Here is a 22,731-nt window from a genome sequence, read left to right on the forward strand (position 1 = left end):
GTGCTGGACCACCGCTGGACCCGCGCCGGATTCTGTCTGTCATTGCCGTTCGTGCCGTTGACCGAAGGCGGGACGGCGGCGACATCATCGGGGCATGGGAATTCAGAACTCCCCGGGAACAACGGGGAAACGCATACTCATCGGGGCCACCGGTTCGATTGCGGTGACCGGACTTCCGGCATATATCCAGGGGCTGCGCCGGCACATCGAGGGCAGTACGTTCACGGTTCTGCTGACGCACACCGCGGCCTCGTTCATTTCTCCCGAGAGCCTCGCCCTGTTCGCCGAGCGGGTGGTGAGCGGTGAGTCCCCGGCCGACTGGCCGACCGACAAGCCGTCCCGGCTCGCCGCGGACCACGATCTGCTCGCCGTGCTGCCGGCCACCGCCCACACCCTGGCCGCGGCCGCGGCCGGCGCCGCGCCGAACCGTCTGCTGACGGTGGCGCTGTCGGTGGACTGTCCCGTCGTCTACTTCCCGGTGATGGGCGCCAAGATGTGGCGCAAGCCTGCGGTGCAGCGCAACGTCGCGCAGCTGCGGGAGGACGGCGCCCTCGTCAACGAGCCGGAGTGGCACGACGGTTACGACCCGGGCACGGGCACCACGAGCCACCACCCGGGGCTGCCGTCGCCGGAGTCGGTGGCCAAGGTGATCGGTGATCTCCTCGTCTGACCTGGCCGGACCGGCCGATGTGCGCGGTGCCCCGCACCCCTTCCGGGGGGCAGGGCACCGCGCACATCGGCACAACGGGCTCCGCGGGGCGCCGGGCGGCGGTCCCGGCGCCCCGCGGAGCGCTGCTCAGGAGGCGATGGCCGTGGCCTCGACCTCGATGAGGAAGTCGGGCTCGGCGAGGGTGGCGACCCCGACCAGGGTGGTGGGCCGGATGACGTCGACGCCGAGCTTGGCGGCGGCGCGCTTGGCGCCCGCGGTGATCTCCTCCCACTTGGGCAGCGACCAGTCCACGACGTACATGGTCAGGCGGAGCACGTCGTCGAAGGTGGCGCCTGCCGCGGCCAGTCCGGTGGCGATGTTGAGGTAGACCTGCTCGGTCTGGGCCGCGAGGTCGCCCATGCCCACCGGCTCACCGGCGGCGGTGCGCGGCGTCTGGCCGCTGAGGAAGACCACCCGGCTGCCGGTGCCGACGGCCAGCTGCCGCCAGCCGTAGGGCTCGGGAAGGCCGGGCGGGTCGATCGTCTCGACTGCCATTGCACTGTCCTTTCTCGACGGGCGGTACGGGCAGGTGGCGAACTGAGGCCGGCCCGTACGGCGGTTCAGGGTGCGTGGGGAAGCTCGCCCGCGGCGGGTCAGCTGTACTCGCGGCAGGTGGCGTAGTACTTCCGGAGGACGCTGACCAGCTCCGGTTCGAAGCGGGACGCGAAGAGCAGCTCGGCCGGCGGGGTGAACTCGGGGTCGAGTTCGTTCGCCCAGGCGAGGGTGCCGGGCCGCAGGTCCATCTCGATCCACTGGTGCCACTCGACCGGGATCGTCCAGTCCTGCTCGTAGCCGATGCCCATCTGGTGGTCGATGAGGACGTCCACGATCTCCTCGCGGGTCCCGGTCTGCAGCGGTTGCCGTACGGGGGCGAACCGGGCCAGGTCGGCCTGGGGCTCCTCGCCGAGGATGCGGGCGGCGAAGTCCTGGGCCAGCAGCGGGGAGAGGTGCAGGCCGTCCCGGTAGGTGCCGGTCATGATCCACAGGTTGCGCATACCGCCCTCACCGAGCAGCGGGAAGGCGTCCATGGACACCGGGCGGTTGCCGACCTGGACCTTGGTGACGTCGCTGTTCCACAGGCTGCGGCGGACCTGGCGGTGGGCGCACTGCAGGAGGAAGACCAGGTCGCGCATCTCCGCGGTGTCGCGGGGCTCGACCGAGATGACGTTGGTGGCACCGACGTAGACGTGCCCTTCGCCGCGCGGGACGATGTGCAGGCCGCAGGCGAAGGAGCGGTTCGGGGTGCGGATGACGCTGTCCGGGGTGGTGCCGTCCACGGTCCTGATCAGGGAGGAGACTCCGTAGCCGCTCACCAGGCGGGGGATGCGGGGGCCGACGGGCAGGCTGTCCAGGAGCTCCTGGGTGCGGGCTCCGGCGGCCAGCATGACGTGGCCGGCGGCGATCCGCTCCCCGTCGGAGAGCACGACCCCGGTGACGCGGTCGCCCTGGTGCTCGACGCGGGTGGCGAACTCGGGGACGAGGGTGCCCCCGGCCTGTACGACGGCCGCCTCCAGGCGCTCCAGCAGGGCGGCGGCGTTGACCGCGTGCTCACCGGGTATGTGGAAGGCCTTCAGCGGGCGGGAGATCGGTTCGGCGTCCACCCAGTCGAGGTCGGCGGGCTCGACGTCCTCGAACGGCTCGGAGTAGCGGGTGAGTTCGCCGCGGATGGCGTTGTAGTTGGCGTCGTCGATCTCGGCCGTGCCGATGGTGTTGAGGATGACGGTGGTGCCCTGCGCGGTCTTGACGGGGGCGCCCTCGGTCCGGTCCTCCAGCTCGGCCAGCCACTGCGGCCACAACTTGGCGGCCTGGATGCCGAGTTCCAGCTTGGCCCGGCCGTGTTCGCTGGCCAGCAGGGAGGTGGTGACCTCGCCGAAGCAGCCGAGCATGGCACCGGCCGCGGTGGAGCCGGCCCAGGGGCGGTGCGGCCGGCCGAGCACGGCGACCCGCTGTCCGCGCCGGGCGAGGACCCAGGCGAGCGACAGCCCGAGGACTCCGTTGCCGGCGATGACCACGTCGAAGCTGTTGCCGTCTGCCTTTCCGTTGGCGTTCATCACATTCCAATCTTCCGGGGCTGTCGTATCGCCCGGATCGAGTAAAAGCGAATCGATTCCGTCGGATCTGATGGTTCGGGGGCGTCGCGCCGGGTTTCCTTCCAGGCCGGGCCCTACGGGATCAGCGGCGCAGGAACTCGTACATCGTGAAGTCCATTTCCACGGTTCCGCGCTCGTTGGTGTGGGCCTTCACCACCGGGGACTCGGGGAAATCTGCCGCCCTGAGTTCGACGGTCTCGCTGCGGTACCGGTGACCCTCGAAACCGGCGTCGGCGGCGGCGCGCAGCATTTTCCGTGGATTTCCCATCGCCTCGCTGGTGCCGAGATACACCCGCCCCTCGGCCGAGAGGTGGGGCACCGCGTCCCGGAAGAACCGGCGCACCAGCTCGTAGCCGGGGTCGAAGACCGCCCGCTCGATCCCGCCGCCGTAGGGGCGGTCCTCGGGCGCCTCGATGAACGGGGTGTTCCAGAAGACGAGGTCCAGCACCTCGGCCGGGTCCAGGGCGTCGAACAGGTCGCTGTGCAGGGCCGTCACCCGGTCGGACACGCCGTGCCGGGCGGCGTTGCGGCGCGTGTTCTCCACGGCCGCCGGGTTGACGTCCAGCGCCAGCACCCGCTCGGCGCCCTGCTGTGCGGCGAGCACCGCGGAGAGCCCGGCGCCGCAGCCCATCTCCAGGAACCGGCTGCCCTTCTCGTACGGCACCCAGGAGGCGAACAGACCGGGTCCCGGGTCCGTGAACGGGGGAAACACCTCGGGCAGCAGCTCCCATTCCCGGTCGAGCAGCGAGAACGTCGCGTGCGTCGGGCGGTCCGGGCTCTGGATCTGCGACACGACCCAGTTACCGAGTTCGTAGCCGAGCTTGTTGTCCATTCGATCCTCCTTGGGAAGAGCCGTGGAGCAGCTCGTTCCGGGACGTGCTCCACGGCTCTCGACGGTGGAATGTGCGGAACGGCGGCAGCGGATCAGTCGTCGCCGGGCGGGGAATTCCCGGCCCGGCCACGGGCCATCGCCCGGTCGATCAGGACGACGGGGACGGTGAGGACGGCCAGGCCGGCACCGAGCCAGGGAATGGAGGTCAGACCGGCCCCGGCGCCGAGGGCTACTCCGGCGAGGACGGGCACCAGGCTGATCCCGAGCTGGAACATGGAGACGGCGGTGGCACCGGCGAGGGTGGGCGCCCCGGCCGCGACGGTGAACACCCGCCCGTAGACGGCTGGGTTGAGCACGAATCCCGCGACGCCGAGGATCAGCACCAGCGCGATGACGGCCACCGCGTGGTGGGCGAGCAGCGCGAGCAGCACGGACGCGACCAGGATTCCGGCCGCTCCGGTCAGCAGCGCGTGATGGGGGCGCCCGTCGGAGATCCGGCCGCCGATGGACAGCCCGACGAAGGCGCCGATGCCGAACAGGACCAGGATCGCGGGCACCCACACCGCGCGGACGCCGGTGATGTCGGTGAGGAAGGCCGCGAGGTAGTTGTACGAGATCATGTAGGCGGCGGTGCTCAGCAGGGTCGCGGCGTACACCACCCACAGCTGCGGCTGCTTCATCGTGCGCAGCTCCCGCCGCACGCTGGGCTCCTGCGCGGCCCGGGTGGCGGGCACGGCGACGACCGTGGACAGCGCACCGACGGCGGTGAGGGCGACGACCGCCCAGAAGCCGCCCTGCCAGGAGGTGAAGTGGCTCAGCAGCGCGCCGGCCGGGCCGCCGGCCACCATGGCGACGCTGAGGCCGCTGACCACCACGCCCGAGGCGCGGGCGGTGCGGTCGGGTGTGACGAGGCTGATCGCGGTGACCGCGGCGACCGCCCAGAACCCGGCGTAGGCGAGGCCGCACAGGAAGCGGGTGACCAGCAGCACCGCGAAGTTGTCGGTGACCAGGCCGATCGCCACGCAGACGGCGAAGAGGCCCTGCGAGACCACCAGGGTGGTGCGGCGCGGCCAGCGCAGGGTCAGGACGGCCAGCGGCGGACCGCCGATCACCACGCCGATCGCGAACGCCGAGATCAGCGCGCCCGCTTCGGACAGGGAGATCCCCAGGTCGTCGGCGATGTCCGGCAGGACGCCGGCGAGCAGGAACTCGGCGCTGCCCATCGCGAACAGGCTGAACGCGAGCAGGTAGACCCCGAGCGGCAGCCGGTTGGTGGTCTTGCGGGCAACTGCCTGGAGCTGTTCGGTCTGGGCGCTCATCGGCGGCCACCTCCGGACTGCTCGGGACCGGTCTGCGCGGTGTCGCGGCGCGCCGGCCCGGGAGTGGTCATACGCATGGGCGAACTCCTTGTTCGGGTTGTTCGGGCGGGCGGATCGGGGCGGGTGGCGCGGCGGCCTGCCGGGCGGGGGGAGTCGCGGCCACGCGCTGGGCGGTGCCTCGGCGATCCGCGTATCCGTGGTGATCACCACTGGTGCCCATGCTGGGACCGGGCGTGGCGGACGGACAACATTTGTTGCCGATACCGGGACGTCCCGGGGCGGCCGTCGGTCAGTCGTCGCCGGGCACGGCCTCGCCCCAGCCCCACTCCTTGATGGTCGTGCGGCGGGTGGGTCCGGCGCCCGGCTGGGAGTTGGCCATGGCGCGGCGCGAGCCGAACTCGATGTAGCCGATGAACGCCGAGCGGAACTCCGCGTCCTGCGGGAGTCCCACCACGTCCATGGCCTGGCGCATCAGCTCCACCCAGCGCTCCCGCTGCTCGGGCTGGATGGCCCGGTTGCGGTGCCGGGAGAGCATGTGCCGGTAGCCGCCGTGGTGCCGGGTGTAGTCGTCCGGGCCGCCGAGCACCTCGCCGAGGAAGGTGGCGACGTGCCGGGGGTGGTCGTCCGACATCCGGGCGAAGAGCGGGGCGAGCAGTTCGTCCTCGCGGACGCGGGAGTAGAACTCCTCGGTCAGCCGGCTCAGCGCCTCGGCGCCGCCGGCCCACTCGTAGAGGGTGGGAATCCGGTCCTGGTCCGTCACGGTGTCGCCTTTCGCTGGGATGGGTACGGGGTGCGGTGGGGGTGTCGTGGTGGTCAGGCCGCATACAGGTCGAAGGTCGGCGTGGGCCTGCCGCCCTGGGTGAGGACGTCCAGCCGGGGGTCGACCGCGAGCATCGCCTGGTGCAGCCGCTGGAGCTGCGGCGAGGGCTCCAGGCCCAGTTCGTCGACCAGCCTCTGGCGCAGGGCGCGGTACAGCTCCAGCGCCGAGGCCTGCCGCCCCGAGCGGTAGAACGCGACCATGGCCTGCGCGTGCAGCCGCTCGTTCGCGGGATGATGCGCCGTCAGTTCCGTGAGTTCAGCGAGGAGTTCGCCGTGCCGGCCGAGGCGCAGTTCGGCGTCGATGCGCCGCTCGGTCGCGAGCAGCCGGCTCTCCTCCAGGCGGGCCGCCTGGACGCGCAGCGGCTTCCCGGTGGGCACGTCGACCAGCACCGGTCCCCGCCACAGCGCCAGCGCGTCGCGCAGAAGCCGGGCGGCCCGCTCGCCGTCGCCGTCGGCGAAGGCCGCGTGGCCGGCCTGCGCCGCCCGCTGGAACGCGAAGGCGTCGACGTCGTCCTCCGCGGTCCGCAGCAGATAGCCCCCGTGCCCGGTGGCCAGTAGCCGGCGGGCGCGGTGCGGGCCGTCCGGGCCGCCGAGGGCGGCGGCCAGGGCGCGGCGCAGCCGCAGGATGTACGTCTGGACGGTGGTGTGCGCGGTGCGCGGCGGCCGGGGCCCCCATACCTCCTCGATCAGGGTGGTCACCGGCACGAGCCGCCCCGGGTGCAGGGCGAGGAGCGCCAGGATCTGCCGTTCCTTTCCCGCCGTCGGGGCGACCGGAACTCCGCCGACCGCTGCGTGCAGGGGGCCCAGCACCTGAATCTCCACGAGTCCTCCGTAACTCACCGTGAAGTGTCCGGTTTCAGCAATTCCTCGTGGCGGTGGCCACGGAAGGAACGTAGGAGTGCGGGGGTGGGCGCCTCAATACGGTGGCACCGTAGGGCTGACCGAAGAATCTGGGCCGTACCGCACGCGGGCATACCGGTGGAACCCCCGGGGGCGGGCGGGCCGTCCGGGGGTTCGGGAAAAGTGGCAGGAAGGGCGTACGGCGGTGTTCGCGGAATCCGGGTATGCCGCAGGGCGCGTTCTCTGCGGCGCAGAAAGGAAAAGAGAACGCGCTCTTCGGTAAATACGGCGCACGGTGAATGGCGCCTGCCTGTCCGGGCGGGCCGCGGTCAGGGGGCGCGGCCCCGCGGGTCGCTCAGGCGCGGCCCGTGCACAGGCGGGCGGTGTGTACCGTGACCGCCGTGAGGTAGAAGGCGTCGGGCCGCCACAGGATGCCGGTGCAGGCGTCGCCGTCCACGAGCTGCTCCACGGTCAGCCGGTCGGCGAGGTCGAGCCGGTCACCGATCTCGGCGAGCAGCCGGGTCAGCCGGGTGCGCAGGTACAGGCGCGCGGACGGGCCCAGCGGGGCGGGGAGGTCGATCAGGAAGGTGCGGGTGCCGGCCGGGACGAGCCCGGCCGCGGCCAGCAGGCGCGACCAGTCCTCGACCACGGAGGTGGCACCGAGCAGCCGGGCCCGCCGGTCGGCGAACCGGTCCTCCAGCGCCGCGTCCAGCCTGGCCTGCAGACCGGGCCGTCCGATGCCTATGTCGCGGGGCAGGAAGCGGGGCGGAAGACCGCGTTCGCAGACGGCGAGCAGGCCGCCGGGGCGCAGGGCGGACGCCAGGCTCGTCAGGGCTGCCTGCTGGTCGCCCAGGTGACGGCAGACGTTGCCGGTCCAGATCAGGTCGGCCGGGCCCAGTTCGCCGAACTCCTCGGGCCGTTCGGCCGGCAGCGTGGTGAGCCGACCGGTCAGCCCGAGTTCCGCGGCCCTGACCCTGGCCCGGGCGAGCTGTGACGGGGACCGGTCCACGGCGACGACCTCCGCCCGCGGGAAGGCGCGGGCCAGCTCACAGGAGGCCGCTCCCGGCCCGCTGCCCACGTCCAGCACCCGGCGGACCGCCGCCGCCACCCCTTCCCCGGGCCCGAGCAGGCCCCGCAGCCAGCGGGCCGCGTCCGCCAGGAGACCGGAGTGCAGTTCCGCCTCCAGTTCCGGCTCGGCGCCGAGGGCGTCGCCGTCGACGTCCTCGGTGTGGTGTGTGGTCATACCGTCACCTCCGGTGGCCAGCATGAGCATGCCGTGACCGCCGGGCAATTCTTGTTGCCGTTTCCGGAATGGTGACAGGCGCCGGCCGGTCAGTAGGCCGCGGCCGAGGCCGCCATGGCACGGCGCGCCGCCTGCGGGCGGATCAGGTCCCGGCCGAAGGTGTCCAGGAGTTCCCAGCCGGCCGTGAGCGGGAAGTAGTGGCCGCCGGGGAACGTGTCCGTGCGCAGCGGACGCCGGGTGCACCGGCGCCATCCGGCGAGGTCGGCGGCGGTGACGCTGCGGTCGTCCCGCCCGGTCATGACGGTGACGGGGCAGTGCACGACATGGCGTGGATCGCGCCGGTACGTCTCCAGGACGGTGCGGTCCGCGCGCAGCGCGGTGAGCACCCGGGCCGCCCGCCGGGGGTCCTGGGCGCCCGGGGGGATCCGGCCGTGCTCGCCGAGCCGGCGCAGCATCTCGGCGTCCGGCAGTCCGCCGACCGCCCGATCGGGTGCCGGGCGGTGCGGCAGGCCGGCGCCGGAGACGTAGAGCCGTTCGGCCACGGCGTCGTGCTCCCACTCCAGCCGGGCGGTGATCTCGTACGCGACGAGGGCGCCGAAGCCGTGTCCGTACAGCGCGAACGGCCGGTCGCACATGCGGGCCACGTACGGCATGACGTCGGCGAGCAGCGGCTCCATCCGGGAGCAGAGGCGGGTTTGCGGATGGCGCCCGCGTCCGGGCAGTTCCACGGGGGTGACGACCACCGAGGGGCCGAGCGCCTCGCACCAGGGCAGATAGACGCCCGCCGAGACGCCCTCGAACGGCAGGCAGAACAGGCGCACCGAGGAGTCGCTCATCAGCCGCTCACCGGCCCGGCGAGACGGGCACCGGGGCGCTGCGGGGCGCCGGCCGCGAGCCAGGTCTGCGCTCGCCGCGGGGTGCCGCCGCGCAGCAGCACGCCGTACGCGTCGGCGGCCTCCTCCAGCAGGCGCAGTCCGGTCCCGCGGTCCAGCAGCCCGCGGGCATACCGCCAGGCGAAGGTCCAGGTCCGGTCGGTGCGCCGGATGAGGGTGGCGCGCATCGACGGCCCCCCGTCGCAGGCGAGTCCGGTGGCGTCCTCCCGGGCCAGCCGTTCGGCGAGCCGCACGTCCTGCACGGCTGTGTGGGTGGCCCGCCAGTCCACGACCTGCAGCGGGAACCGGGACTCGGGCAGGGCCTCGCGCAGCACCGGCGAGCCCTCCAGCACGGACTGCCAGGCCTGCTCGTAGACGTACGGCAGGATACCGGCCAGGGACAACACGAACTGCTCGGCACGACCGCCGCCGAGCTCCTGACTGATCGCGGACACGTGGGGACCGCTCCTTCCACCAGATTTCGCCAACACGACGGGGGAATGGGCCGGGATACGCGGTGGCCGCGTTCCATGTACAGACCACCGGTCACCAGCTCTGAGCCGTGCCGACCGTATCCGTGCGGTACCCGCGGACATCAATACGGTGGGACCGAAGCACTGGCCGAAGAAACACGCTCCGGAACCGGCGGGTCGAACAAGCTGTACAAATTCAACGGGTTCTCGTGCTAGCGTCGGACGCATCACACGTGTACGCCGTTCACCGGTGTCCAGGGGGAGCAATGGGGGAGATCTCGTACACGCTTCCCGTGCCTCCTGGCGAAATCTTTCCCACGGTGCCGGCGTCGGCCCCGCCATGACCGGAACACGGGCTTGACGGCGCCGGTTTGGCATGTTCAAAGATTCTGGCTTTCTGGGCCTCATCCGAATTCCTTGTCACCCAGGTCGTTTTCTGTTCAGGCAGGAGGTGTGGGGCCGGTGCCCCGGGAACTGTTCGGCAGGAGCGAAGAAGCGAAGATCATCAGCGAGTTGCTCGACGCCACCAGAGCCGGCACGGGAGCGGTCGCACTGGTGGAGGGCATCATCGGGACCGGCAAGACGACACTCCTGCGCTGGGCCGAGCAGAGCGCCCGCGAGCAGGGGATGGCCGTGCTGTCGGCCACCGCGTCCCCGACCGAACAGCGCTTTCCCCTCGGGGTCGTGCACCAGCTCCTCGGGACGCTGCCCGAGACGGCACACGTGTGGGAGCGGGCTTTCGCGCTGTGCGGCGCGTCCGACGACGCCACGGACCCGGCCGCCCCCGACTACCCGCTCCTCGCGGAGCTGTGCGCGTGTCTGGGCCGGGCCGCCGGGCGCACCTCGATCCTGCTGACGGTCGACAGCGTCCAGCACACCGACCGTCAGTCCCTGCTGTGGCTCGGCTTTCTGACCCGCCGTCTGGAGAACCTCCCGGTGGTCCTGCTCGCCACCAAGCGCTGCGGGGAACCGGCGTCCGACCAGCATCTGCTGGTCGAGTTCATGGAGGGCGTCCGCCCCGACCGCCACATCCATCTGCACGACCTGAGCCCGAGCGCCGCCTTCGACCTCGCCGCCGCGCTCTGCGGCCACGGCCAGGAGTCCGTGGACGCCCTGATCGCGGAGAGCGGGGGCAACCCGTACCTCCTGACCGAGCAGATACGGACCGTGCCCGCGGTCCACACCGCCCCGCCCTGCACCACCGGGGGCGAGCACCCCGCGGGCCACGGACCGGCGGGCCCGCCGGAGAAACGGACCCGGCTCCAGGCGGTCAAGGAGCGCATCCTGTGCCTGCTCCGGCGGCTCGACCCGCACGGCGTACAGGTCGCCCGGGCGGCCAGCGTCCTGGGCGCCCCGCTGGACACGGCCCTGCTCGCCGCCCTGTGCGGCATCCCCACGGAGCACGCCTGCCGATGTCTGGGCCGGCTCACCGAGTCGGGGCTGCTGCGGCCCCACGACCTGAGATTCCGCCACCCTCTGCTGGCCGAACTCCTCTACCAGGACATCCCGTGCGCCGAGCGCGCCGAGCTGCACCGGCTCGCCGCGCACTGCCTCCGGCTGCGCGGCGCCCCCTGCGAGGACATCGCCACCCATCTCCTGCGCTCGCACCGCCTGGACGAACCGTGGATGACCCGGCTGCTGCTGGACATCGCCCACGGCATGGCCGGGCCCGACCCGGCAGGCGCCCGCCGGCTGATCGAGAAGGCCGTCCTGCACGGCCTGCCTCCGGAACTGGCCGCGCGCGCCGAGGACCTGCGCATCCAGGTGCTCACCCGCCTCGACCTGCCCGCGGCCGCCGGCGCCCTGACCGCGCGCACCGCCGTCGCCTCCGGGCCCGTGGAGCGGAGCCGCCAGGCGCTGCGACTGGCCGACATCCTGCTGCGCCTCGACGAACTCCCGCGTGCCCGCCGGGTGCTGGAGGACGCGCAACGGGAGGTCGGGGCCCTTGATCCCGCGGCCGCCGCGCGGCTGCGCCAGGGGCTCACCCACATCCGGCTCCACGAGGGCAGCTACCGGCCCGGGGACGGGGACGGGGACGGGGACGAGGACCGGCTGGAGCGGGTGCTGCTGCTCCGTACCGCCCGCGGCGACTCCGCGCCCGCGGTACGGCGGATCGCCCACCGCATCCTGTCCGTACCCCGTGCCCCGTACGGCTCACCCACCTGGTACCACGCGCTGCTCGCCCTGCTGTGGGCGGGCGATGTGGACGACGCCCAGCAGCGCATGGACACCGAGGTGCGGCTCGCGCGCTCCGAGGGCAATGTGGCGCGGACCGCCGAGGCGCTCGCCGTGCGCGGCCTGGTCCAGCTCCACCGTGGTCTGCTGACGGAGGCCGGGGACGACGCCGGGGAGGCGCTGGAACTGCTCTCCCGGATCGGTGCCGACACCCACCACACCGGGGCGCTCGCCCGCAGTGTGCTCATCGACGTGGCCCTGGAGAAGGACGACATCGCCGGCGCCAGCGCCCTCGTCGACGAAGGTCCGCCGCTGCCCGGTGACCAGCCCGTCACCTGGTGGCGGCTGCACCTCCTGCACAGCGTCGGGCGGGCGCTGGGGCGGCTCGGCGATACCCGGCGCGGGCTCGCCCTGATCGCCCACTGCGCGGCGGAGCTGGAACGCCGGGGAGTGGTCAACCCGGCGATCCTGCCCTGGCGTTCCACCCGGGCCGCGCTCCAGCTGGCCCTCAGCGACGTGGCCGGTGCCCGCCGAATCGCCCAGGAGGAGACGGAACTGGCCCGCCGCTGGGGAGTGCCCTTCGCCCTGGGCCGGGCCCTGGTTGCCCAGGCCGCGGCCTGCTCGGGACACGAGGCGCTCCAGCTCGCCGGCCAGGCCGTGGAACTCCTCGAACCCGCCCCGGCGCCCCTGCTGTTCGCCCACGCCCTCTACGCGGCGGGCACCGCCCACCGGCGCATCGGCAAGGCCGGACGCGCCCGCGAACTGCTGCACCGCGCCAACGAGGTCGGCATCTCGCTGGGGGCCGACGGCCTGGTGGCGGCGGTGCAGCAGGAGTTGCGGGGCGCGGGCGGCCGGCCGGACCCGCGCAAGGCCTCCACGGAATCGCTGCTGACGCCCACCGAGCGACAGGTCTCCGAGCTGGCCTCACGCGGGCTGAGCAACCGCAGCATCGCGCAGCAGCTGAAGGTGACCCTGCGCAACGTCGAATCCCATCTCACCCACTCCTACCGGAAGTTGCGCATCAGCGGACGGCACGAACTGGCCAAGTTCTTTCCCCCCGAGGAGGAGCCTGCCCCAGCTCCGGTGCTGATCCACCCGCAGCGCGCCACGCTCACCCCGCTGACGCGGCTGCGGACGGGCTGACGCGCGGTGCGGCGCCGGCGGCCGGGGCGCGGCGCGCGGCGCCCAGCTCCGCGAACGCCCCGTCGAGCAGCGCCCGCAGCCCGGCCGTGAACCGTTCCTGATCGCTCATCCCGCGGATGAGCGGGGCGACCCGGCGCACGGTCGGGTACTCCTCGTCCCCGCCCTCACCTGGCGCCGCGGCCGCTCCGTACGGTGTCCCGGACCGCTCGGCGACCAGATGCCCCACCAGGTACTGCCAGATGGCGACGTGCAGGCGCGCTGCCTGCGCGTCGCTCATCCCGCCCCGGACCAGGGTCTCCAGGATGAACTCGGAGAGCCGCAGGGAGGTGGCGTCCAGCAGTTCCCCGTCGAGCATGCCGGTGGCGATCCACCCGTGCTCCTCCAGCACGCGGTGCGCGCTCTGCGCCGCCTCCAGCACGACCGCGCGGGGGTCGTCCCCGGCGTCCGGGATGACGATCCGGCGGGTCACCTCGTCGAGCAGCAGGGACATCAGTTCCCGCTTGTTGCTGACGTGCCGGTAGACAGCGGCCGGGGCCTTGCCCAGTTCGACGGCCAGCTTGCGCATACTGAGCCCGGCCGCGCCCTCGCGCTCCAGCAGCCGCAGCCCCGCCGCCACGATGTGCGGCCGGGTCAGCGGCTCGGACGCCCGGGCTCCGGCGGTACCGCCATGGTCCACCTGACTCCCGTTCCCTACGCCGACAGCGGTGTTCACCAGTCGTCCTCCTCCGAGCCGCCATCGTCTCGCACTCCCCCACCCTGCGACACGGGAACGGGCGCCCTGCAACATGACTGTCGTAAACACGCCAGGGTCCGGCCACCCACCCGCCCGCACTCCCCCATCGCGTTCACCACGAGTGAAAGCGTCGGGGTGTCTCTGTCCGGGCGGGTGAGCCCTTGCTGAACGTCGCTCGAGCCCGCCGACCTGGACGCCGCCGCGGTGGCGGACGCGGAGTTCCTGGTGGCGGGCGAGGGCCGGGATCATACGGCGCTGTGTCCGGGCGTGTGGCGGCGGGCGGTGGAGATGGACCGGCCGGCCCGGCAGCGGATCTGGAGCGGGCCGCGCGCCACCGAGCTGACGGCGCGGCCCGCGGCGCGGGAGCGGCTCGCCGAGGTCTCTGTCCCGACCCTGGTGATCAGCGGGCGGTGTGACGTGCCGGAGATCCTTGAGGTGTCCGCGCTGCTCGCCCGGGAGATCCCCGGCGCCCGGCACATCGAGCTGCCCGACACCGGCCATCTGCCGCCGCCGGAGCGTCCGGCGGAGGTCACGGCCGCCCTGGAGGAGTTCTTCGCCTCGGTGGGCCTCGGAGCGGGGCCGATTCACGACGGCTGACCCCGGCCCCGCCGGACGGCCGGACGCACGGCAGCGGACCTGGTGGCACCGGACGGCACGCCCCACGACAACCCACCCCGTCCTGCCGGGCCGCAGGGCGCAGGGCGCAGGAGAGCCGACCTCGTTGCCCGCCCCTGCCCTGCCGGGCCCGCCAGACTCACGCCCCCGGGCCACCAGACCCACAACAAACAAACCCCACCCCGCCGAACGGCAAGGCGCAAGACACCCGACCCCGGCACTGCCCAGCCGCCGCGCCCACGGCGATCGGCCTCGCTGCTGCCACATCGCCGGGCGCACCGCAGCCGGCCTCAACCCCGCCCGGCCGCCGGGCCGGTCGCGGCTCACGCTCGGTGTGCCCGGGCGACGGCGCCTGCGCGGGCCCGCCGGAGTGCCTGCGGTGCGTCCGGTGCGCAGCCGACGCCCCGCACTGTTCGCGCCGCGGCCGGCCCCGGGACCGCGCACTCCGCGTAGACGACCACCTCGGTGCTGCCGTCCGGCGCGGACCGGGACTGCTCGACGTGGGAGAGGACGCGGACCTCCACGCCGGACCAGCCCACCCCGCGCCCCCCATCGCAGCAGCTCACAGTGGTGCGTGGCCCATTCAGGGGCATCTGAGACCACCCGAGGACCGAGGGATGCGCGGCTGTGAGGACCGCCGTTCGAGTGATTCCCCATGTGCCCCATTCGTGTGCGGCACCAAGGAATACGGACCCCCGGAGCATTCTTCGTGCGCGGGGTGGTCGACCAGAAGTGGCAGCCTTCCGTCGGCCTGGCCAGACTGAATCTTGCCGGTTCGTGATCGGAAAAGAACCAGCCACTGGCGTTTCACACGTTCTCCGGGAGATCGCATGGTGGAGCAGTCCTCCGAGGTCCACATAGCGGAGACCGAGCGCAGGCTCGCGGAGGCACTGGCCGACGTCACGGGCGCCGAGCGGGTTCCGGTCGACAGTCATTTCTTCACCGACCTCGGCGCCAATTCCCTGGTCATGGCCCAGTTCTGTGCGCGCATTCGGAAAAGAGCGGATCTGCCGTCGCCGTCCATGAAGGACATCTACCGGCATCCGACCATCCGCAGCCTGACGGCGGCCCTCGGGGAGGCCGTTCCCGCGGCGCCCGCTGGAGCGGCGACCGTGGAAGCAGCGCCCGCCGAAGCAGCGACCGCACCGGCGGCCCCGGACTCCATGACGTCCCCCGCGCCCATGCCGTCGCCGGTTTTGACGGAGCGCGGAAAGCGGCTGTGCCATGCTCTGTGCGGCACGGTCCAGTTGCTGGTCTTCCTCGGATACTCCCTCGTCTCCGGGTTCGCCACCGCCGCGGGATACGAGTGGATCGCCGCCGGTTCGGGCCTGGACGACGTCTATCTGCGGTCGATTTCCTTCGGAGGCATCGGGTTCCTCGTTCTGTGCGCGTTCCCGGTCGCCGCGAAATGGCTTCTCGTGGGCCGCTGGAAACCGGGTGAGTTCCGCGTCTGGGGCCTGACGTATCTGCGTTTCTGGCTCGTCAAGGTGCTGCTCCACGCGAACCCGATGATCTTCCTCGTCGGAACTCCGCTGTACGTGCTGTATCTGCGGGCCCTCGGCGCGCGGATCGGCAGGGGCGTCACGATCCTCTCCCACTCCGTCCCGGTCTGCACCGACCTGCTGACCATCGGCGCCGGCACGGTGATCCGCAAGGACGCGTTCCTCCTCGGTTACCGGGCCCACGCGGGACGCGTCCAGACCGGCCGGATCACCCTCGGCCGGGACGTGTACGTCGGCGAGAAGACCGTCCTGGACATCGACACCGCGATGGGCGACGGCGCACAGCTCGGTCATGCCTCCGCCCTGCACCGCGGCCAGGCGGTCCCGGACGGTGAGCACTGGCACGGCTCGCCGGCGGAGCCCACGCGGACCGACTACCTGCGCGTCGCGCCGGCCAGGTGCGGGACCGCCCGCCGGGCCTGGTTCGGCCTCGGGACGCTGCTGCAGCTGTTCCTCGTGTACATCCCGCTGACCGTCGGCGGGGTGTACATGCTGTTCACCGAGGTACCGGCGATCGGCAACCGCCTCGATCCGCAGACGGCCCCGCTGAAGCGGTCGCAGCTGATCCCGGACGCGCTGGAACTCTCGCTCGTGCTGTTCTTCGGCTTCGTCGTCCTGGGTCTGGTCGCCCTGTGCACCGTTCCGCGGTTGCTGGCCCTGGCCGTCAAGCCGGACCGGGTCTATCCGCTGTACGGATTCCACTACGCGGTCCACCGGGCGACGGCTCGCATGACGAACGTCAGGTTCTTCGCCTGGCTGTTCGGCGACAGCTCCTACATCGTCCACTATCTGCAGGGGATCGGATACGACCTGTCGCGGGTCGAGCAGACCGGGTCGAACTTCGGCACCGAAGTGCAGCACGAGACCCCGTTCCTCGTCTCGGTGGGCAGCGGAACGATGGTGGCCGACGGACTGTCCGTCCTCAACGCCGACTATTCCAGTACGTCGTTCCGGCTGGCCCTCGCGTCGATCGGGCCGCGCAACTTCCTCGGCAACAACATCGCCTATCCCGCGGGCGGCAGAACGGGCGCCAACTGTCTGCTGGCGACGAAGGTGATGGTCCCCCTCGACGGCGAGGTCCGGGAGAACGTGGGGCTCCTCGGCTCGCCCTGCTTCGAGATACCCCGGTCGGTGGAGCGTGACGCGCGGTTCGACGACCTGCGGTCCGGCGACGCACTGCGCCGCAGCCTCGCCGCGAAGAACCGCTACAACCTGCGCTCGATGGCCGTCCTGCTGGGCGCGCGGTGGCTGCACACCTTCGCCCTCACGCTGTTCGGGCTCGCGTCGGTGGATCTGTACGGAACACTCGGACACGTGGTGATCGCCGGATACCTGGCCTTCACGCTCGCGTTCAGCACCCTCTACTTCGTCCTGGTGGAGCGGTGCATCGCGTTGTTCCGTGGGCTGCGGCCCCGGTTGTGCTCCATCTACGACCCGTACTTCTGGTGGCACGAGCGCCTGTGGAAGGTGCCGGACCACTACCTCAACATATTCAACGGCACGCCCTTCAAGGCCCTGGTGTGGCGGCTGCTGGGCGTGCGCATCGGCCGCCGGGTGTTCGACGACGGCTGCTACCTGACCGAGCGGACCCTCACCACCATCGGCGACGAGTGCACCCTCAACGCCGGCAGCAAGATCCAGTGTCATTCGCAGGAGGACGGCACCTTCAAGTCCGACCGCTCCACGCTCGGCGCCGGCTGCACGCTGGGCGTCGGCGCCCATGTGCACTACGGCGTGACCATGGGCGACGGTGCGGTGCTGGCACCCGATTCCTTCCTCATGAAGGGCGAGGAAGTCCCGCCGAACGCGCAGTGGGGTGGCAATCCCGCCGTGGACATGCCGGAGGCCCGCAGCCGGCCCCGTGGCGCCGGCCGGGCCCCGTCGACAGCCAACGCCCATGCGGCGACCGCGAGTTGAGGAAGGACGTGCGATGGGAACGCGCGTGCAGACGGACCGGCCGGACCGGGAGTTCTGGAGCCGTGTGCTGACCGCCGGCGGCGCCACCACCGTGCCCCGCTGGACCCGGGAGCGGGCTGCCGGAACGGCCGAGCAGGAGACGGCGGTCCCGGACGACCTGGCGGACGCGGTACGCGCACTGGTGCGGCGGTCGGGCGTGCCGATCAGCGCGCTGCTGCTGGCGGCGCACGCCAAGGTGCTGGCCGCGCTGTCCGGCGAGCAGGAGGTCGTGACGGGGTACACCGCCGGAGTGCACGGCGAGCCGCTGCCCTGCCGCCTGACCGTCTCCCCCGGATCCTGGCGGGACCTGGTGGCGGCCACCGAGCACACCGAGGCGGAGCTCCTGGCGGCCCGGGAGTTCCCGGTCGCTCAGCTGCGCCGGGAACTGGGGCTGACGGAGCCGCCGTACGAGGTCGTGTTCGGGCCCATGGGAGACGACGAGGCCCATGTCGACGACGGTGTGCTGCACGTGCGCTGGTCGGACCGGGGCGGACGGCTGATGCTGCGCCTGAGGCACCGCACGGACGTGCTGGACGCCGCGGCCGCGGCGCGGATCGGCGGCTACCACCTGGCGGCGCTGCGGTCGATGACGGCGGACGTGCGCGCCGACCACACGCGGCAGAGCCTGCTGTCAGCGGACGAGGTGCACGAGCAGCTGGAAGGCCTGGCCGGTCCCCGCCGGCCGCTGCCGGACGCGCGGGCGCACGAACTCTTCGAGGAACGCGTACGGGCCCATCCGCAGGCGGTGGCGGCCGTGCACGGCGGGCGGGAGTGGACGTACGGAGAACTCAACCGGCGCGCGAACAGGCTGGCGCGGGCGCTGCTGGCGAGGGGGCTGGGCGCGGAGGACGTGGTCGCCGTCGTCACCGAACGCAACCTCGACTGGCTGGCGGCGACGCTGGCGGTGTTCAAGGCGGGCGGCACCTACCTGCCGATCGAACCGCACTTCCCGGCCGGCCGGATCACGGCAACGTTGTCGCGCGCGGGGTGCCGGCTGGTCCTGACCGAATCGGGCAGCACCCACACCCTCGACCAGGCGCTGGCCGCCCTGCCCGGATGCGAGAAGCTGCTGATCGACGCGGCCTACGCGCAGCCGCACGACGACGCCGACCTCGGTCTGCCGATCGACGCGGGCCGGCTGGCCTACATCTACTTCACGTCCGGCTCCACCGGCGAGCCGAAGGGGGCGATGTGCGAGCACGCGGGCATGCTCAACCATCTCCACGCCAAGATCGACGACCTGGGCATCGGTGAGGGGAGTGTCGTGGCGCAGACGGCGCCGCAGTGCTTCGACATCTCCCTGTGGCAGCTGATGGCGGCGCTGCTGGCCGGTGGCCGGACCCTGCTGGTCGAGCAGGACGTGATCACGGACGTGGAGCGGTTCGTCGACACCCTGGAGCGCGGCCGGGTCGGCGTGGCGCAGGTCGTGCCCTCCTATCTGGAGGTCGTGGTCTCGTACCTGGAGCGGCACCCCCGCACGCTGCCGGACCTGCGGTGTGTGTCGGTGACCGGGGAGGCGCTGAAGCGGGAGCTGGTGCAGCGCTGGTTCGCGGTCCAGCCGGGGATCAGGCTGCTCAACGCCTATGGGCTGACGGAGACTTCGGACGACACCAACCACGAGGTCCTGGACGCCGTACCGGACCGGGTGCTGCTGGGGCGTGCGGTGGGCAACGTGCGCGTCTACGTCGTGGACGAGCATCTGTCACTGGTGCCGCTGGGGGCCCCGGGGCTGATCGCTTTCTCCGGTGTCTGCGTGGGCCGGGGGTACGTCAACGATCCCGAGCGGACCCGTGAGGCGTACCGGGCGGACCCGTACCGGCCCGGTGAGCGGCTCTACCTGGGCGGTGACTGGGGACGCTGGTATCCCGGCGGCAAGCTGGAGTTCCTCGGCCGGCGGGACAACCAGGTCAAGATCCGGGGCTTCCGCATCGAGATCGGCGAGATCGAGAACTGTCTGCTGCGGGTGGACGGCATCCGGGACGGCGCGGTGGTCGTCGCCGAGCGGGCCGGCGGGAGCAAGCAGCTGATCGCCTTCTACACCGGCGCGCGGCAGGAGCCGGAGGTGCTGCGCGAGGCGCTCGGCGCGGCGCTGCCCGCCTACATGGTCCCCTCGGCCTTCCACTGGCGGGACGGCCTTCCGCTGACCGCCAACGGCAAGACCGACCGCAAGGCCCTGACCGAGCTGGCGGAACGGACGGCGCCGGCCCCCGAAGCGGACGCGGCGGGAGAGGACGTGCTCAGCCCGGCCGAGCGGAGGCTGGCTGCGGTCTGGGCGGAGCTGCTGGGGGTGCCCGAGCGGCGGATCGGCCGGACGGACCACTTCTTCGACTCCGGGGGCACGTCCCTGACCGCGGTCAAGCTGAGCATCGCGCTCGACCGCGCGGTGTCCCTGAAGGACATCACCCGGCACCCCGTGCTCGCCGACCTGGCCGCCCTCCTGGACGGCACGGCCCGGCAGCGCCCGGAGCTGCTGCAGCCGCTGACGACGGCGCGCGGTACGCCGGAGTGCGCCCTGGTGTGCTTCCCGTACGCGGGCGGCAACGCGGTCAACTACCAGCCTATGGCGAGCGCGTTGGCGGGCAGCGGCATCGCGGTCCTCGCGGTCGAGCTGCCCGGTCACCACCTGGCCGCGCACCCCGAGCCGTTCGCGTCGATCGAGCAGGTGGCCGAGCAGGTCGCCGCCGAGATCACGGCGCGCGGCCTGAGGCGGGTCATGTTGTGGGGCCATTCCTCGGGCACCGCGCCGGCCGTCGAGACGGCCAGGAGGCTGCAGGAGCGCGGGGTCCGGGTGACGCGGGTGTTCCTCGGGGCGCACCTGCTCGGGACCGCCGACGACCGGAACGCCGCCATCGCGGAACTGGCGGGCCGGAGCGACGCCGGGATCGCGGGGCGGCTGACCGCGGACGGCGGTTACGCCGAACTCGCGGAACTGAACGAGCAGCACGCCCGGCACATCGGTGCCGCCTACCGGCACGACTGTGTGTCCGCGCACACCTATTTCCGCGCCGCTCTGGAAAGCCCGCCGCCGGTGAAGCTGACCGCTCCCGTCCTGGCGGTCGTCGCCGCGGACGACCCGTACACGCGGGGTTACGCCCGGCACCACCGTGACTGGCTGCTCCTGGCCGAACACGTCGATCTGTACGAACTGGCAGACGGCGGCCACTACTTCCTCCGTACCCGTCCGGCGGAGGCGGCGCAGGCCGTCCTGAGCGCCGTCGTCCCCCTGGCCTCACCCTGAACCCGTCGCACTGAACCCGTCGCACTGATCCCGTCGGACTGATCCCGTCGGGTCTCAGGCGGTCGACCGAAAGGAAACCGAGATGCCGTCCTCATCCCTGGCATCCCCGCTCGATGCGGAGTTGCGGCCGGACCGGCCCGCGCTGCTGTGCGTCGACGTCCCGGGCGATGCCCCGAGCTGGGCAGCCGAGCACCGCGAGGCGCTGCGCGCGCAGGTCACCGAGCACGGGGCGCTGGTCGTCCGCGGTCTCGGGCTGCGGGACACGGACGCCGTCGGCGCCGTCTTCGCGTCCCTGGCCGGTGACCTGATCACGGAGCGGGAGGCGTTCGCCCCCCGTGAGGCCCACGGGCCGGGGCTGTACTCCTCGACCCCCTGGCCGGACAACCAGCCGATGTGCATGCATCACGAGCTCAGTTACCGGCTTCAGGTGCCCGGCCTGATGCTGTTCGCGTGTCTGACCGCGCCCGAGCAGGGCGGGGCGACCGGGGTGGCCGACGCCGAACAGGTCCTCGCGGCGCTGCCCACGGGGCTGGCTGAACGGTTCGAGCGGGAGGGCTGGCTGCTGACCCGCTCCTACAACGACGAGATCGGGGCGTCGCTCGAGGAGTCGTTCGGCACCAGCGACCGCGCCGGGATCGAGCGCTACTGCCGGGCCAACGGCATCGACTTCACCTGGCTGGCCGACGGGTCGCTGCACACCGAGCAGCGCCGCGCCGCCGTCGTACGGCATCCGGTCACGGGCCGGCGCTGCTGGTTCAACCAGATCGCCTTCCTCAACGAGTGGACGCTGGCCCCGGAGGTGCGCGAGTACCTGGTGGACGTCTACGGCCCGGACGGCCTGCCGTTCAACACCCGCTACGGCGATGGCAGTCCGATCGGTGAGGACGTCGTCGAGCTGCTCAACAGCACCTACGAGGCGCACACCCGGCGCGAGCCCTGGCAGGCCGGTGATCTGCTGCTCGTGGACAACATCCGCACCGCGCACAGCCGGGAGCCCTTCAGCGGAGAGCGGCAGGTCCTGGTGGGCATGGGCGAGCCCCTTCGCCTGGCCGACGGCTGCCCGACCCCGGAGGCGAGTGAGCGATGACCGATGTACTGTCGGGCACCTCCCGGCGGCCCGTGCCCGGCCGCCCTTCGGTGCCGTCCTTCGCGGTGATCTCCGGTGAGCAGGTGCAGGGCGCGCTGAGCGGGCGCGAGAAACAGCTCGTGGAGCTGGTCGGAACCGCCTACCGGCTGCACGGCGCCGGGGACTCGGTGAACCCGCCGTCGTACTTCCTGCGGTTCCCCGACCGGCCCACCGCGCGGATCATCGCGCTGCCGGCCTCCATCGGCGGGCCGGTCCGGGTGGACGGCCTGAAGTGGATCTCCAGTTTTCCGGAGAACGTGGGCGCCGGGCTGCCCCGGGCCTCGGCGGTGCTGATCCTCAACGACCACGACACGGGTTACCCGTTCGCCTGTCTGGAGAGCTCGGTCATCAGCGCCACCCGTACGGCGGCGTCCGCGGCGCTGGCGGCCGACTGGCTCAGCCGCGGCCGGCCCCGTCCCACCCGGGTCGGCTTCTTCGGCACCGGTCTGATCGCCCGTTACATCCACACGTTCCTGGACGGCACGGGCTGGGACTTCGAGACGGTCGGCGTGTACGACGTGTCCCGCGACAGCGCCGACGGCTTCTGCGGCTACCTGCGGCAGACGGGCACCGACGCGCGGATCACCGTCCACGACCGCGCCGAGGACCTCGTCCGCGCCGGCGACCTCGTGGTCTTCGCCACCGTCGCGGGCGAGCCGCATGTCACCGACCCGGCCTGGTTCACCCACAACCCGCTGGTCCTGCACGTGTCCCTGCGCGACCTCGCCCCCGAGGTCCTGCTCGGCTCGGCCAACTTCGTGGACGACGTCGAGCACTGCCTGAAGGCCGACACGTCCCCCCACCTGGTCGAACAGCGGACCGGAAACCGGGACTTCCTGAACGGAACCCTCAACGACGTGATGCTCGGACGGGCCGCACCGCCGACCGACCGGCCGGTGATCTTCTCGCCCTTCGGGCTCGGCGTCCTCGACCTCGTCGTCGGCAAGTACGTCTACGACGAGGTAGCCCGGGCGGGAAACCTCCGCCTCATCGACGACTTCTTCCACGACCTGCGCCGATACGGCTGAGGCCGCTGTCCTCGGCCT

18 protein-coding genes are annotated in these 22,731 nt (G+C 72.3%); 7 read left to right on the plus strand and 11 right to left on the minus strand.

The window, feature by feature from the left end; translation table 11 throughout:
• The first annotated feature begins 94 nt into the window (after positions 1–94).
• Entirely contained in the window at positions 95–670 is a 576-nt protein-coding gene (locus ABZ624_RS25810; protein WP_351251109.1) for a flavoprotein, read from the plus strand.
• 126 nt (positions 671–796) lie between these two features.
• Here ABZ624_RS25810 and ABZ624_RS25815 read toward each other — a convergent pair whose 3' ends face one another.
• From ABZ624_RS25815 to ABZ624_RS25855, 9 genes are all read right to left on the minus strand, one after another.
• Positions 797–1,204, minus strand: coding sequence for a RidA family protein (locus tag ABZ624_RS25815; RefSeq protein WP_360093470.1), 408 nt, complete (start codon positions 1,202–1,204; stop codon positions 797–799).
• A 98-nt stretch (positions 1,205–1,302) separates the two neighbouring features.
• Positions 1,303–2,760, minus strand: coding sequence for an FAD-dependent oxidoreductase (locus ABZ624_RS25820; protein WP_360093473.1), 1,458 nt, complete (start codon positions 2,758–2,760; stop codon positions 1,303–1,305).
• Positions 2,761–2,881: 121 nt separating this feature from the next.
• Positions 2,882–3,631, minus strand: a complete 750-nt coding sequence (locus ABZ624_RS25825) for a methyltransferase (protein WP_360093476.1) — start codon at positions 3,629–3,631, stop codon at positions 2,882–2,884.
• Between the two features lie 92 nt (positions 3,632–3,723).
• Positions 3,724–4,950: a Cmx/CmrA family chloramphenicol efflux MFS transporter gene (locus tag ABZ624_RS25830; RefSeq protein ID WP_360093479.1), complete on the minus strand. Its 1,227-nt coding sequence runs from the start codon at positions 4,948–4,950 to the stop codon at positions 3,724–3,726.
• A gap of 289 nt (positions 4,951–5,239) precedes the next feature.
• Positions 5,240–5,710, minus strand: coding sequence for a group II truncated hemoglobin (locus tag ABZ624_RS25835; protein WP_360093482.1), 471 nt, complete (start codon positions 5,708–5,710; stop codon positions 5,240–5,242).
• Between the two features lie 53 nt (positions 5,711–5,763).
• The gene (locus ABZ624_RS25840) at positions 5,764–6,591 is read right to left on the minus strand and encodes an AfsR/SARP family transcriptional regulator (protein ID WP_360093485.1); all 828 of its coding nucleotides are present in this window, start codon (positions 6,589–6,591) and stop codon (positions 5,764–5,766) included.
• A 373-nt stretch (positions 6,592–6,964) separates the two neighbouring features.
• On the minus strand, positions 6,965–7,852 hold the full coding sequence (locus ABZ624_RS25845) for a class I SAM-dependent methyltransferase (RefSeq protein WP_360093488.1): 888 nt from the start codon (positions 7,850–7,852) through the stop codon (positions 6,965–6,967).
• An 89-nt stretch (positions 7,853–7,941) separates the two neighbouring features.
• The gene (locus tag ABZ624_RS25850) at positions 7,942–8,688 is read right to left on the minus strand and encodes an alpha/beta fold hydrolase (RefSeq protein WP_360093491.1); all 747 of its coding nucleotides are present in this window, start codon (positions 8,686–8,688) and stop codon (positions 7,942–7,944) included.
• Positions 8,688–9,179 carry a hypothetical protein gene (locus tag ABZ624_RS25855; protein WP_360093494.1) on the minus strand — a complete coding sequence of 164 codons (492 nt, stop codon included), beginning with the start codon at positions 9,177–9,179 and terminating at the stop codon, positions 8,688–8,690. The genes ABZ624_RS25850 and ABZ624_RS25855 overlap by 1 nt, the downstream gene beginning before the upstream one ends.
• A gap of 480 nt (positions 9,180–9,659) precedes the next feature.
• Between ABZ624_RS25855 and ABZ624_RS25860 the strand changes: the two genes are divergently transcribed.
• Positions 9,660–12,515, plus strand: a complete 2,856-nt coding sequence (locus ABZ624_RS25860; RefSeq protein WP_360093497.1) for a BREX system ATP-binding domain-containing protein — start codon at positions 9,660–9,662, stop codon at positions 12,513–12,515.
• On the opposite strand, the gene ABZ624_RS25865 is transcribed toward ABZ624_RS25860, so the two are convergent.
• On the minus strand, positions 12,484–13,227 hold the full coding sequence (locus ABZ624_RS25865) for a TetR/AcrR family transcriptional regulator (RefSeq protein WP_360093500.1): 744 nt from the start codon (positions 13,225–13,227) through the stop codon (positions 12,484–12,486). The two genes, ABZ624_RS25860 and ABZ624_RS25865, sit on opposite strands and share 32 nt — an antisense overlap.
• Positions 13,228–13,452: 225 nt before the next feature.
• On the opposite strand from ABZ624_RS25865, the gene ABZ624_RS25870 reads away from it, so the two are divergent.
• Positions 13,453–13,845 (plus strand): hypothetical protein, encoded by a 393-nt coding sequence (locus tag ABZ624_RS25870; RefSeq protein WP_360093503.1) that lies wholly within the window; start codon positions 13,453–13,455, stop codon positions 13,843–13,845.
• A 341-nt stretch (positions 13,846–14,186) separates the two neighbouring features.
• Here ABZ624_RS25870 and ABZ624_RS25875 read toward each other — a convergent pair whose 3' ends face one another.
• Positions 14,187–14,402, minus strand: a complete 216-nt coding sequence (locus ABZ624_RS25875) for a hypothetical protein (protein WP_360093505.1) — start codon at positions 14,400–14,402, stop codon at positions 14,187–14,189.
• A 291-nt stretch (positions 14,403–14,693) separates the two neighbouring features.
• Between ABZ624_RS25875 and ABZ624_RS25880 the strand changes: the two genes are divergently transcribed.
• From ABZ624_RS25880 to sbnB, 4 genes are all read left to right on the plus strand, one after another.
• Positions 14,694–17,282: a Pls/PosA family non-ribosomal peptide synthetase gene (locus ABZ624_RS25880; protein WP_360093508.1), complete on the plus strand. Its 2,589-nt coding sequence runs from the start codon at positions 14,694–14,696 to the stop codon at positions 17,280–17,282.
• Positions 17,283–17,295: 13 nt separating this feature from the next.
• The gene (locus ABZ624_RS25885; protein ID WP_360093511.1) at positions 17,296–20,559 is read left to right on the plus strand and encodes an amino acid adenylation domain-containing protein; all 3,264 of its coding nucleotides are present in this window, start codon (positions 17,296–17,298) and stop codon (positions 20,557–20,559) included.
• Positions 20,560–20,641: 82 nt separating this feature from the next.
• Positions 20,642–21,646 carry a TauD/TfdA family dioxygenase gene (locus ABZ624_RS25890; protein WP_360093514.1) on the plus strand — a complete coding sequence of 335 codons (1,005 nt, stop codon included), beginning with the start codon at positions 20,642–20,644 and terminating at the stop codon, positions 21,644–21,646.
• Complete coding sequence (sbnB, locus tag ABZ624_RS25895; protein WP_360093517.1) at positions 21,643–22,713, plus strand: 2,3-diaminopropionate biosynthesis protein SbnB; 1,071 nt, start codon at positions 21,643–21,645, stop codon at positions 22,711–22,713. The genes ABZ624_RS25890 and sbnB overlap by 4 nt, the downstream gene beginning before the upstream one ends.
• The last annotated feature ends 18 nt before the right edge of the window (positions 22,714–22,731 follow it).

The sequence above is a fragment of the Streptomyces sp. NPDC007205 genome (assembly GCF_040634095.1).
In the GTDB taxonomy this organism is placed as follows: domain Bacteria; phylum Actinomycetota; class Actinomycetes; order Streptomycetales; family Streptomycetaceae; genus Streptomyces.